We start from the raw sequence: 12,967 nt of genomic DNA, 5'->3' as shown, positions 1-12,967 counted from the left end.
ACATGACAACAGAAACCACCAAGGAGATCCCGGAGGCGGCCGCCGTGCCGCCTCCGGGCGCTGCCCCCGCGAAGAAGGTGTCCCAGGGACACCGCCGCCTGCTGACCCGCCGTGACCGGATCACCCTCGGTCTGATGGCGGGTCTGCCGACCATCCTGCACATCGCCCTCGTGTGGGTGACGGCCCTCGCCTCCGTCGCGCTGGCCTTCACCACCTGGGACGGCATCGGCTTCGACTCGATCAAGTGGGTGGGCCTGGAGAACTTCAAGGAACTGTTCTCCAACAACCCGCAGTTCTGGCCCGCCGTCGAGCACAACGTCATCTGGTTCGTCGTCCTGATCGTGATCCCGACCCCGCTCGGCCTGTTCCTGGCCGTGCAGCTGGACAAGCGGATCCGGTTCAGCAGGGTGTACCAGACCGCGTTCTTCCTGCCCGTCGTGATGTCGATGGCCGTCATCGGCTTCGTCTGGCAGCTGATCTACAACCCCGACACCGGCCTGATCAACAGCGTCATCGGTGCCAACGAGCCCGGCAAGTACATCGACTGGATCGGCGACCCGGACCTCAACCTCTGGGCGGTCCTCGTCGCCGCGTCCTGGCGCCACACCGGCTACATGATGATCCTGTACCTGGCCGGCCTGAAGGGCGTCGACCCCTCGCTGCGGGAGGCCTCCGCGCTCGACGGGGCCAACGAGTGGCAGACGTTCAAGAACGTCATCTTCCCGACGCTGCGCCCGACCAACACCGTCGTCCTGGTCGTCACCATCATCGAGGCCCTGCGCGCCTTCGACCTGGTCTTCGTCTTCAACAAGGGCGCCGAGGGCACCGAACTGCTCTCGATCCTGGTCACCAACAACATCATCGGCGAGTCCAGTCGCATCGGATACGGCTCCGCGATCGCGGTCGTCCTGCTGCTGATCTCCCTCGTCGTGATCATCCCCTACCTGGTGGCCACCTTCCGGAAGGAGCGGCGCGCATGACCATCACCGCGATGACCAAGACCCGTACGCCGATCCGCCCCGCCCGGATCCTGCTGCACGTCTTCCTCGCCGGCGCGGCGCTGGCCTGGCTCGCGCCGCTGCTCTGGGCGATCTACGCGGCGCTGCGGCCGTACTCGGAGACGAGCGAGAAGGGATACGTGTCCTGGCCGGACACGCTGAACTTCGACAACTTCACGAACGCGTTCACCCAGTCGGACATGAGCCACTACTTCGTCAACACCATGATCATCGCCGTACCGGCGGTGCTGGTGACGTTGTTCCTGTCCTCGATGGTCGCCTTCTACGTGAGCCGCTTCGACTTCCGCATCAACCTGGCGCTGCTGCTGGTCTTCACGGCCGGCAACCTGCTCCCGCAGCAGGTCATCATCACCCCGCTGTACCGGCTGTACCTGCTGGTCGACCTGCCCGGCATCACGATGTCCGGCAAGCTCTACGACTCGGCGCTCGGCCTGGTGTTGATTCATGTCGCCTTCCAGTCGGGCTTCTGCGCCTTCGTGCTCAGCAACTACATGCGCACGCTGCCGCACGAGCTGACCGAGGCCGCGCTGGTCGACGGCGCCTCGGTGTGGCGGCAGTACTGGCAGATCGTGCTGCCGCTGTGCCGCCCGGCGATGGCGGCCCTGGCGACACTGCTGTCCATCTGGATCTACAACGACTTCTTCTGGGCCCTGGTCCTGATCTCGACCGGCGAGAACATGCCGATCACCTCGGCGCTGAACAACCTCTCCGGCGCTTACTTCACGGACCCGAACCTGGTCGCCGCAGGCGCGTTGCTGACCGCGATCCCGACGCTGATCGTCTACTTCGTGCTCCAGCGGCAGTTCGTGAGCGGTCTGACGCTGGGCGCCAACAAGGGCTGACGGCCCCTTTCTTGAAAGAGACACCCGTGCACCACCTCTTCACCCCCGTCGCCTCCGTGCCCGTGGACATGCGCACCGCCCTTGTCCACGAGGAGGGCTGGCAGTCCTGGAGCCCGAGCGGCGCCTACGCGCTCGGCGACAGCCCCCACCGCCCGACCAACGACAACTGGGCGACGGTCTGTTACCGACCCGGCGTGACCGTCCCCGACGGCACGTTCCAGGGCGAGGGCCTGCTGGCACTCGACCCCGGCGACGGCTCGCCGGTCCGTCTGTGGGCGGCGTCGGATCCGTTCGGCGAGGTCCCGTCCATCCGGCTGGTCGTGACGGACGACGCCGTCGCGGAGGTCACCGCCGACGGCCCGGTGAAGGAGTGGACGGGCACCGACATCCAGTCGGTGCTCGGCGACTGGGCCGACGGCCTCCAGCTGCCCGCCCCCCGCCCGGCCCCGACGGTCTGGTGCTCCTGGTACGAGTACTTCACCGCCGTCACCGAGGACGACATCGACGAGAACCTCCGCGCGATGGACACCCTCGACCTGCCCGTCGACGTCGTCCAGATCGACGACGGCTACCAGAAGGCCCTCGGCGACTGGCTCACCCTCTCCGGCCGCTTCCGCTCCCGCGCGGGCATCGCCGACGCCATCCGCGCCCGCGGCCGCCGCGCCGGCATCTGGACGGCACCCTTCCTGGTCGACCCGGCGAGCGACCTGGCCGCCGAGCACCCCGAGTGGCTGGTGCGCACCACCGACGGCGACTTCACCCACGCCGGCCGCAACTGGGGCCACGACCTGCGCGTCCTGGACACCACCCACCCCGAGGCGGCGGCCTACCTGACGGACGTCTTCCGGACGCTGCGCGCGGAGGGCTACGACTACTTCAAGGTCGACTTCCTCTACGCGGGCGCCCTGGACGGCGTACGGCACCAGCCGGTGGACGCGGTGACGGCGTACCGCACGGGCATCGAGCTGATCCGGGAGGCGATCGGCGCGGACGCCTACCTGCTGGGCTGCGGTGCGCCGACGTTGCCGTCCCTCGGACTGTTCGACGCGATGCGGGTCAGTCCCGACACGGCCCCGCACCGGCGCCCCGAGGCCGACGACTACAGCCAACCCGGCCAGGACCCGGCCGAGTTCACCGGCGCCGGCCGCCAGTGGCAGCACGGCCGCCTCTGGATCAACGACCCCGACTGCCTGATGGCCCGCCCGGCCGTCGAGACCCGGGAGCAGTGGGCCGCGCACGTCGAGGCGACCGGCGGCCTCGTGGCCTCCAGCGACCGTCTGCTGTCCCTCGACGAGTGGGGCGTGGCGACGACCCGCCGTCTCCTCGGTGGAGGTGCCCGATGAAGCGCGAACTGTCCGTCCCCGGCATCGCCTACGGCGGCGACTACAACCCCGAGCAGTGGCCCGAGGAGGTCTGGGCCGAGGACATGCGCCTGATGCGCGAGGCCGGGGTGACCATGGTCAGCGTCGGCATCTTCTCCTGGGCGCTGCTGGAGCCGAAGGAGGGCGTGTACGACTTCTCCCTCCTGGACCGCGTCCTCGATCTGCTGCACACCCACGGCATCGCGGCCGACCTCGCGACCCCGACGGCGGCGCCCCCGGCCTGGTTCTTCCGCGCCCACCCCGAGGCCCTGCCCGTCGACAAGGACGGCAGGGGACTGTCGTACGGCAGCCGTCAGACGTTCTGCCCGTCCAGCCCGGCCTACCGGGAGGCGGCCCTGCGCATGGCCGGCGAGCTCGCCCGGCGGTTCGCGGATCATCCGGCGCTCGCGATGTGGCACGTCCACAACGAGTACGGCTGCCACAACGCCGAGTGCCACTGCGACGAGAGCGCGGCCGCGTTCCGGCGCTGGCTGCGGAAGCGGTACGCGGACGACCTGGACGCCCTCAACGAGGCCTGGGGCACCCGTTTCTGGAGCCAGTGGTACTACGACTGGGACGAGATCCTCCCGCCCCGCCCCACCGGCGCCGTCCCGAACCCCACCCACCAGCTGGACTGGCGCCGCTTCTGCAGTGACGAGCTGCTCTCGCTGTACGAGGCGGAGCGCGAGGTGCTGCTGGAGGCGGCTCCGGAGATCCCCGCCACCACCAATTTCATGGTGATGTACAACTTCGACGCGCTGGACTACTGGCGCTGGGCCCCGAAGCTGGACGTCGTCTCCAACGACCACTATCTCCAGTCGGCCGACCCCGAGTCCGAGATCGACATCGCGATCAGCGGCGACCTGGTCCGCTCCCTCGCGGGCGGCCCGTGGCTGCTGATGGAGCACTCGACGGGCGCGGTCAACTGGCAGCCGGTGAACCGGGCGAAGGGCCCCGGCGAGCTGCGGCGCAATGCGCTGGCCCATGTCGCCCGGGGTGCGGACGGCATCGCCTACTTCCAGTGGCGCGCGGCCAAGGCGGGCGCCGAGCAGTGGCACTCGGCGATGCTCCCGCACGCCGGCACCGACAGCCAGATCTGGCGTGACGTCGTCCGGCTCGGCGCGGACCTGAAGGCGCTCGCGGAGGTGCGCGGCAGCGTCGGCACGGCCGAGGTGGCGATCGTCTGGGACTGGAACGCCCGCTGGGCCATGGAACTCCCCTCCCAACCGAGCTCCGAACCGCGCTTCCTGGACCTGGTCCGCGCCTGGTACGAGCCGCTGTGGCGGGCGGGCGTGGCGGTGGACTTCGTACGGCCCGACGCCGACCTGTCGGCCTACCGGGTGGTGCTGGCCCCCTCGCTGTATCTGGTGGACGACGAGGGCGCGAGGAATCTGACGGCCTTCGCCTCGGGCGGCGGAACTCTGGCGGTGGGCTTCCACAGCGGCGCGGTCGACGAGAACTGCCATGTCCGGCTGGGCGGTTACCCGGGCGCGTTCCGCGAGGCGCTCGGGGTGCGCACCGACGAGCTGTTCCCGCTGCTGCCCGGCGAGTCGGTGGGCCTGAGCGGCGGCGGCACGGGGGCCCTGTGGTCGGAGCGGGTACGCCTGTCGGGCGCGTCGTCGGTCGAGTCGTACACGAGCGGTCCGCTGACCGGGATCCCGGCTGTGACCCGCAACAGCCTCGGCGAGGGCGCTGCCTGGTACCTCGCCACCCTGCCCGACGAGTCGACCCTGACCGGGCTCCTGGACCGCATCCGCGCGGAGGCCGGCGTGCGGCCCGTGCGCGAGACCGCGCCCGGGGTGGAGGCGGTCCTGCGACGCGGTCCGGACGCCGACTACCTCTTCCTCATCAACCACACCGACGCGCCCGCCGAGGTCACGGTGTCATCGGATGCGACGGAACTGCTGACCGGCGATCCGGCGCCGGGTTCGGTCAGTGTTCCGGCGGGGGAGACGGCGGTGGTGCGCGAGCCGCGGTGAGGGCACGTCATGCCCTCTGTCACTCTCACGCGAACACCCTTTCGCACCGGGTCCGATGTGACAGGGTGGCGTGAAAGCGGCGGGGGATTTGGCGAGGGGTGGGCGACATGCCGGAGCTGAGCAAGGGCGGGAACATCGCGGTGGGCTCCGGGCCAGTCGTCGCCGAACTGCGGACCGTGGGCGGCGCGGTCGACCTCAGCGCCCTGCTGGTGGCGGCGGACGGCAAAGTCAGGTCCGACGACGACCTGGTCTTCTACAACCAGCCGACCGCCGAGTCCGGCGCGGTACGGCACATCGCCGCCGATGCCGAGGGCGCCGAGCGCGTCGAGATGGACCCGGCCGCCATTCCGGCGGAGGTGGACCGCGTCGTCCTGGTGGGCAGTTGCGATCCCGACGACGCGAGCCGCACCTTCCACGAGGTCAAGGACGTACTGATCCGCGCCTCCCAGCAGGGCGCCGACCCGGTCCACTTCCGGCCGCCGGCCCTCACCGACGGCGAACGCGCCGTGCTGCTGATGGAGCTCTACCGCAGGGGCGAGGGCTGGAAGCTGCGCGCCATCGGCCAGGGGTACGCGGACGGCCTGGCGGGCCTCGCGACGGACTTCGGCATAGACGTGGCGGAGCCCGCCGAGGAGTTCGCCGAGGAACCCGAGCAGGTAGAGGAGGCGCCGACGGTGGCCGCCCCGCCCCCGATCAGCCTGCGCAAGCCCCCGCTCGGCACGATCAGCCTGGACAAGGGCAGCCAGGTCTCGATGAGCCTGGACAAGGCGGACCGCGCTCTGGTGGTCACGGCGACCCTGGAGTGGGACGGCGGCAGCGACCAGCGCCGCCGGCGGGGCGCCGACCTCGACCTCTACGCCCTGTTCGTGCCGGCCTCGAAGGCGGTGCACGGCGAGCAGCCGCCCGGCACCCTCATCACCAAGAAGAAGCGCTCGGCCCCCGCGCCGGACACGGACACGGCGAAGAAGGGCAAGGGCGCCGATGTCGTCTACTACAAGCGCCTCGGCTCCCGGAAGAACCACCCGTTCATCCGCCTCGACGGCGACTCCCGGACACCCGGCCGCGAGACCCTCCGTATCGTCCGCCCCGACCAGCAGGGCTACGTCCTGCTGTGCGCCTACTCCGCGCTCAGCAACGGCTTCGGCTCCTTCCGCAGCTTCGGCGCGAAGGTCGTGGTCACCGACGGCCGCGGTTCGACCGTCACGGTCCCGCTCTTCGAGAACACCAAGACCCGTTACTGGGTGGCCATCGCCCTCGTCGACTTCACCGACTCCGACGGAGCGGCGATCCACCACATCGAGGCCTACAGCGCCCGAATGACCGAGCGCCGCCCGGTCCTCCACCCCGACGGGACGATCGAGATGAACGCGGGGCCGGTGGAGTTCAAGCGCCGGTGAGGGCGGGCGCGGGCGTGGGCGCGGGGGTGGGCCGCCGGCCCAGGAATTCGCTTCCTGCCGCAGTCGCGAGCGCCCTACGGTGACGCGAAGGCGACGCGATGGCCACGCGACTGATCATCCTCAACGGCGGTTCCAGCGCGGGAAAGTCCGGGATCGTACGGTGCCTGCATGCCGTGCTGCCGGATCCGTGGCCGGCGTTCGGGGCCGACTCGTTCGCGGAGGCGCTGCCCGCGAGGAAGCGGGCGGCGGAGGAGGGGATCGTCTTCGAGCCGGACGGCGGGGTGAGCGTCGGGCCGGCCTTCACGGCCCTGGACGCCGCGTGGACACAGGGCATCGCGGCGATGGCCCGTGCGGGCGCCAGGATCGTCGTGGACGACGTCTTCCCGGGCGGAGCGGCGTCCCAGCGCCGTTGGCGCAAGGCCCTCGGCGAGCTCCCGGCCCTGTGGGTCGGCGTCAGATGCGAGAGCGCGGTCGCGGCGGGCCGTGAGCCCGCCGGGGGAGACCGGGTGCCGGGGATGGCCGCGCTGCAGGCGGACGTGGTGCACGAGGAGGTGCGCCGAGTCCCTGGAGTGGGCACGAACGATCGCGGCGCGGGTCGCCTGACCGCCGATCCGGTACGGCCGGGGGAGGGCCGCACTCTGCGGGGTGCGGCCACCTCCACCCCCGACCGGGTGGCCCACGCCATGGCTCCACCGCACCGGCGGAGGGATGGTTGAACCCAGCGGATCCCAAAGGTCTGGAGTCCCCGTCCGGAAGGAAACCGGCCATGAAGTCGCTGCCCCGAACCCCCGCACCGCCATGGACGACCTGACCGAGACACCCCACGAGAGCGACCTCGCCCCGCTCCTCACCGCCTGGGACCTGGCCCACCCGACGGCCGACCCGGACTGGCGCCACCTCCTGGACGAGATGGCGAACCCCGACACCACCCAGGCCTTCCACCGCCTGGCCCGGACCGCGGCCTGACGCCTCGGCCCGGTTCCGAGGAAGCCGCGTCAGTGATGCCGGCCGTGTCGGGCCGAGCGTCTCCACCGGGGTCGCGCCCGACGAGGCCGCGTCATTGGTGGTGGCCGTGTCGGCCGAGCGTCTCCACCGGGGTCGCGCCGGGGCGGGTCCACTGCGGGACGGGGCGGCTGGTCGGGCCCCAGGTGGCGTTGCCGTCCGCGTCCGAGCGCCAGGACCAGCACGCGTCGAGCCCTCCGGGCCGGCCCTCGGGGTTGTCCTCCCACGCCTCGCCGCGGCCGTAGGGCGTCATGTCGAGGAGACCGAGGGACGCGTTGACCCGCTCGTTGCCCCGGCCCGTCGTGGAGTAGGTGAGGAACACGCGGTCGCCGTCGCGCAGATAGCTGGTGAGGTACCCCATGTCACCGCCGGCCGGCCCGTCCACGTCGCGTACCGAGTACCAGGGCTGGGTGTAGCCCATGAAGGCGACGTAGGAGGCCACCTCGTCCCAAGGACCCGTGGTCAGCACGGCGAACGAGACGCCGCGGGCGTTGAGGTACACGGCGTCCTGCACGTGCCAGGCCGTGGTGGTGCAGCCCTCGCACTGCCCCTGGTGCGGCGCGCCGTCGTACCACATGTGCTTGTAGACCACGAGCTCGTCACGGCCCTGGAACAGGTCCAGGAACGGGACCGGGCCATCGGACCCGACGACCTCGACCGTCCCGTCGAACTCAACCATCGGCAGCCGCCGGCGGGCCGCGGCGATGGCGTCACCCTCGCGGGTATGGGCCTTCTCACGGACCAGCAGCTCGTCACGAGCCGCCTGCCAGGTGGCCAGATCGACCACGGGCGGACGGCCGGGCAGGGCGGTGGTCGGATCGTCCGGAGCGGGCGTCATGGTGTCCTCCGCGGTGTCTGGTGCCGAGCGGCGTCGTACGACGCCCTACGACGTTCACCAGAACAGACTCCCGACCCGGCCGGAATTCATCGCACCACGCACAGCCCTCCTCGCGCTCCGAGAACGGACGAACGCCCTCTGGGCTGGCGGAGGCTACGAGATTCGAACTCAGCGGTGAGGGAGTGCACCTGGGCACAGGGGCGGCATGGCGTCACGCGGTGGCTGCTTCTTTGTCGGCCCCGGCCACGAACTGGTCAATCGGCTCGGGGCCTACTCGGCATCGCAAGTCGTGGCCTCGGTTCCAGTCCGGTCGGTAGACCTCGGGCCAGTACTCTCGCCCTTCTTGCCCCCTCGATGGGGGCGTGGCGCCGCCGTTGAAGCTCATCGCGTTCAACGTCCGGGATCGTCATCGACTCGGCAAGCACGGCGGCGAGCGCGTCCACTTGAGTGTTGTCGATGTCAGCGTGGAAGAGCCACCGGATGTTCTCGTCGCGCGTGATGAGGTCGATCGCCAAGCGCGCGCTTCTGTCCTGTGTGGTCGTTGCTCGGACGTATCGCACTCGGTCGATCGGGATGTCTTGACCGATCTCGCCTTGCTCAAGGAATGCGTTCGTCTTGGCCGTGATGATGCGGCGATCCGTGACAGCGACCAGTGCCCTTACCGCGACCTTGTCCCTCGCTGCCGCCAACTTCTCCTTCGCTCCGCCGAGGATCGCAGAAATGGGACCGAGGGCATCGAGCTGGTCGGGGAAGCCGAGGACACGGAGGGTCTCACCGCCGTCGAGGGACCATCGCAGGATGCGAAGGTACGGCTCGAGATCCAGCGATTCGGGTGCGCAGACGACGCCCGGAGCCTCGAGCGCAGGGGCCGGCGGATGGAGAGCGTCGGCTAGGGGCTCGATCGCCTCCAGAAGACGGGCGGAGGTTTCGCGGGCTGCCTTCACGTCCTTCCGCTTCCCCGGCAGCGGCCACGCGTCGGGTCCAGGCAGTTCGGCGTTGATCCGCAGCTCCCGCGTCAGCGCGTTGACCAGGCTCGTCGTCTCGGCGAGAGCGGAGTCGAACTCCGCGCGGGTGTCGCGCGCGATGACCTCGGCGTACTGCGCCTCTGCGGCGTCTTCGCGCCCAGCGGCTCTCGCCCTCGCGGCGCGGAGAGCGTGATACGCGGTCCATGCCTTGACGGAGGACAGAAGGGCGTAGGCGTCGAAGACGATCGCTTCGGCGTTCGTCAGCAGATACTCACGGTGGCTGCGTGCGTCGGGCCGACCGATCTGCCTGACGTGGTCGCGGACGTTCCCTCGGTAGAGCTCAAGCTGCTTCTGCAGCAGCGCTCCACTACCCGCGACGTCATCCCACAAGGATGTCGGGACCGATTCGATCTCTCGCGCCTGGTCGACCGCGCGATCGATGGCGGCGACGAGCCCCGTCAGTTCGGCCCACTGATCCTTGCGGATCGTGGTGAGGATCTGACTCGTCACAGCGAGGTTGGTCCTGACGAGACCCGAGACCTCACTCAGCATCATCTGAAGGGCGACCATGGCCAGCGCCGGCCCGATCGAGGCCGCGGTCTGCGCCTTGCTCACCGCATTCGCGGAGTAGAAGCGGGCCTGATGCAGGATGCGGCCAGGAACCATCACCGCTCCGAGGTTCCCGCCGTCTTTGACGGCGAGCGTCGCGCCGCTCCTCAGCAGGGCCTGCGCCGTGTCGCCGATCCTGTAGAGCCCCTGCACGCTGGCGGACGCGTTTCCGAGATTGCCGGCCACGGTCGCCGCGTTCCCGATCGAGGCGAGGATCGCTGAGATCTGCTTGCGGTCGGCAGCCGGCACGATCCCGAAGTCGATCAAATCGGGCTTCAGCTCCGGCGGGACGTCACCGGCGACGAGAGCCACCCCTGGGAGCACCTCCACCAGGACCGTCGACGCCGTCGTCGAGTCGATGTCCGAGTGGGACGTCGGATCGTCCCCAACAGGTGAGTCGGCCGTACCGCTCCGGCCGTTCTCCTCAGGTTCGGCGATCTCCATCGAGTCCGAAGGATCCTGCATGTGATCTCCTCCCCGCGAGCGCGCGCAACGCCGACGTTGTCGGCGTCAACTGCCGAAGTCTACGGTTCAACGCCCTGCGGACAGCCCGAATCCACCGGGCTCATTCCGGACTGGCCGGTGCCAGGGCATGGGTGCACCCGGCGGCGGAGAACCGCTCCCCGCGGCGCTTGTCGGCCACTCCAAGCAGGGTGCAGCGAGGGTGTCGCCGGAAGGGCCGAGCTGGAGGCGCACGGTCACGCCGGTCGCCTCCAGCGTGTGCTGAGGCCGCCTGCGGCTCCGCCACCAGCACGGCTGCGCCGACGAGTGCGGCCGCAGACCCGGCTACTGCCCACAGAAGATCAACACCCGGCGCGATGAGACCGCGGACTATGTGTGGAGAGGGCTACTCCACCGCTGTGGCTGCCTCGGGAACCGCGGAGGAACTTCGGGGCGGCATTCAGCACGGGGACGCGTCAGAGCCACCGGCGGATGCAGGCCGTCCGCCCAGGTCCGCGCCGATCCGAGCATGGCAACCGAGACCAAAACTGAGACCACGCACGTCGAAGGGCCCCACCGCAAGCGGTGGGGCCCTTCGACATCGTGCCCGGTGAGGCACTGGCGGAGGATACGAGATTCGAACTCGTGAGGGGTTGCCCCCAACACGCTTTCCAACTGTGGTGGTGGGATGGTGGGCTGAGTGTCTGGACGTTCACCTGCGTTCATGGGCGTTCGGCCGTGGGAGCCGCTACCAGAGATAGTCCTGTCTGAACGGCCGTGAACGACGCTGAATGAGACGGTGAACCGACGGAGGCTGATTCACTCCTCACCAGGTGGGATGAGGCGATCGGCGCTCTCAGCGTCGTCCACATGCCCATGGGCGTCGACGGTAATGGGGGTGGCTTCGCCCTTGAACGTGACCAGCCATGCGAGCACCTGCTCGGTCAACGGGCCGTCGTCGGGCCCTTCATCCTTCCAGTACGCGCGCCAGCCGCCTCCTGGGATGGCTGCCACCACCTGGCCGGCCTGCTCGAGGTGGGAGAAGTCCGGGTAGTCCGTCACCGGACGGCGAGTACCGCGTTTGGGATCGACTACAAGGGCAACGCCGGTCGCCTCCTCCCAGCGTCCACGTGCACTGTCCGACCGATCATCGTCTCCGTGCCGGTGAAGATCGCGAGCCAGCCTGTCCCGTTGAAGTAGCGCATGCGGTCATCGTCCATGACGGGCGCCGACCTTGAGGTAGGAGTGACCAACTTCTGTGCCCTGGCTGAACCTCAGCTTGGGAAGCTGCGGCACTCTGGGGGCCGTTGGCACGCCGACCTGGGCGAACGGCGACACGGGGGCCTCGTCGAGCAGGGCCGCTATCACCGTGATTCCCCGCTGTACCCCGCTGGATCTGATGCGCTTGTGGTGCGCGCCATGATGCGCCAGGCCGTGGAATCTCCATTGAAGGCATTCCCCCAGCGGGTGCTCATCAGCGCACCTGAACGGTGAACTGAAGCCTCCACATGGCTCATCCGTTCGAGTCGAACCCCTCGAACGAGGTACACGCAGTCAATTCTGCGATGCGTGATCAAGAACCTCAGGCGAGTCGCGCTTGCGGCCGCACTCCTTCTCGCACCCCTCGCGACACTCACCCCGGCTCATGCCCATCAGCGCTCCGCCGAGACCTACACACTCCCTATGGCGGCCGCGGTCCACCTCCTCCCGCTCGCCGCTGAGGTGAGGGACGGCTACCAGCGCACGAGCTTCAAGCACTGGAACGCCGGACAGATCCCCACCGACGGCTGCAACACCCGAGCAGAGGTCCTGCTCGCCGAAGCGGTCGAGCGGCCTCAGGTCCTCCCCGGCTGCAAACTCTCCGGCGGGCGCTGGTGGTCGTACTACGACGCGAGATGGCTCACCTCGGCGTCCGCCCTGGACGTCGACCACATGGTGCCGCTCGCTGAAGCCTGGGACTCCGGAGCCTCGCAATGGACGGCTGAGCGGCGTGAGGCATACGCCAACGACCTGGCCGTCGACCCCTCCCTCGTCGCCGTCTCCGCCGCCTCGAACCGCAGCAAGGCCGACCAGGACCCGGCCCAATGGCTCCCGCCGGCCGTCGAGGTCACGTGCCGGTACACCGCGGAGTGGATCGCGACCAAGCTGCGCTGGGGACTGACCGCCGACGCCGCCGAGCTCGAAGCACTCACCCAACAAGCGGAAGCGTGCCCCGGCACCACCGTGACCTACGAACCCGCGCCATAGAACTGTGGCCCCTCCCCGTCAAGAGGGACGGGGCCGCCAACTCGACTCCATGCAAAGCACCTTGGGCTCTGAGCTTGGGAAGCTGATGCATTTCGGGGGCAGTTGGCGCGCTGAGCTGGGCGAACCCTTGGTCCATCACCTCATTGGGCTGAGCCACTTTCCCCGTGATTCCCCGCTGTTCCCCGCTCTATCTGGTGCGGCTGTGGTGCACGGCGCTGTCAGTTGCTGTCCGCACGCTGCTGCCACGGCAAGGAGAGCGCGCGACCA

General features: G+C 69.5%; 11 protein-coding genes. 8 read left to right on the top strand and 3 right to left on the bottom strand.

Annotated elements, in window-relative coordinates; all coding sequences use genetic code 11:
- The first annotated feature begins 2 nt into the window (after nt 1–2).
- From ACFQ6S_RS20635 to ACFQ6S_RS20605, 7 genes are all read left to right on the top strand, one after another.
- Nucleotides 3–980 (top strand): carbohydrate ABC transporter permease, encoded by a 978-nt coding sequence (locus tag ACFQ6S_RS20635; RefSeq protein ID WP_383411532.1) that lies wholly within the window; start codon nt 3–5, stop codon nt 978–980.
- Nucleotides 977–1,861 carry a carbohydrate ABC transporter permease gene (locus ACFQ6S_RS20630; RefSeq protein WP_383411529.1) on the top strand — a complete coding sequence of 295 codons (885 nt, stop codon included), beginning with the start codon at nt 977–979 and terminating at the stop codon, nt 1,859–1,861. Before ACFQ6S_RS20635 ends, ACFQ6S_RS20630 begins: the two co-directional genes overlap by 4 nt.
- 26 nt (nt 1,862–1,887) lie before the next feature.
- Entirely contained in the window at nt 1,888–3,204 is a 1,317-nt protein-coding gene (locus ACFQ6S_RS20625; RefSeq protein WP_383411526.1) for a glycoside hydrolase family 36 protein, read from the top strand.
- The gene (locus tag ACFQ6S_RS20620; RefSeq protein WP_383411523.1) at nt 3,201–5,201 is read left to right on the top strand and encodes a beta-galactosidase; all 2,001 of its coding nucleotides are present in this window, start codon (nt 3,201–3,203) and stop codon (nt 5,199–5,201) included. Before ACFQ6S_RS20625 ends, ACFQ6S_RS20620 begins: the two co-directional genes overlap by 4 nt.
- 107 nt (nt 5,202–5,308) lie before the next feature.
- Entirely contained in the window at nt 5,309–6,598 is a 1,290-nt protein-coding gene (locus tag ACFQ6S_RS20615; RefSeq protein WP_383411520.1) for a TerD family protein, read from the top strand.
- A gap of 98 nt (nt 6,599–6,696) precedes the next feature.
- The gene (locus tag ACFQ6S_RS20610) at nt 6,697–7,314 is read left to right on the top strand and encodes a chloramphenicol phosphotransferase (RefSeq protein WP_383411517.1); all 618 of its coding nucleotides are present in this window, start codon (nt 6,697–6,699) and stop codon (nt 7,312–7,314) included.
- Between the two features lie 82 nt (nt 7,315–7,396).
- Nucleotides 7,397–7,564 (top strand): hypothetical protein, encoded by a 168-nt coding sequence (locus ACFQ6S_RS20605; RefSeq protein ID WP_383411514.1) that lies wholly within the window; start codon nt 7,397–7,399, stop codon nt 7,562–7,564.
- Nucleotides 7,565–7,655: 91 nt separating this feature from the next.
- Here the strand turns inward: ACFQ6S_RS20605 and ACFQ6S_RS20600 are convergent, their stop codons facing one another.
- The 3 genes from ACFQ6S_RS20600 to ACFQ6S_RS20590 all read right to left on the bottom strand — a co-directional run bounded on the left by ACFQ6S_RS20600 (nt 7,656) and on the right by ACFQ6S_RS20590 (nt 11,515).
- Nucleotides 7,656–8,438 carry a DUF899 domain-containing protein gene (locus ACFQ6S_RS20600; RefSeq protein ID WP_383411508.1) on the bottom strand — a complete coding sequence of 261 codons (783 nt, stop codon included), beginning with the start codon at nt 8,436–8,438 and terminating at the stop codon, nt 7,656–7,658.
- Between the two features lie 254 nt (nt 8,439–8,692).
- Nucleotides 8,693–10,477: a hypothetical protein gene (locus ACFQ6S_RS20595; RefSeq protein ID WP_383411506.1), complete on the bottom strand. Its 1,785-nt coding sequence runs from the start codon at nt 10,475–10,477 to the stop codon at nt 8,693–8,695.
- Between the two features lie 795 nt (nt 10,478–11,272).
- A complete protein-coding gene (locus tag ACFQ6S_RS20590; RefSeq protein WP_383411503.1) occupies nt 11,273–11,515 on the bottom strand; it encodes a hypothetical protein in 243 nt (80 codons plus the stop codon).
- 507 nt (nt 11,516–12,022) lie between these two features.
- Here ACFQ6S_RS20590 and ACFQ6S_RS20585 point away from each other — a divergent pair.
- Nucleotides 12,023–12,700, top strand: a complete 678-nt coding sequence (locus ACFQ6S_RS20585) for an HNH endonuclease family protein (RefSeq protein WP_383411501.1) — start codon at nt 12,023–12,025, stop codon at nt 12,698–12,700.
- Nucleotides 12,701–12,967 lie beyond the last annotated feature (267 nt).

Origin of the sequence: Streptomyces sp. NPDC056479, assembly GCF_042795335.1 — a bacterium.
Classification (GTDB): domain Bacteria; phylum Actinomycetota; class Actinomycetes; order Streptomycetales; family Streptomycetaceae; genus Streptomyces.
Note: the sequence above shows the minus strand (reverse complement) of the source record. Positions and strands in the feature narration are given on the sequence as shown.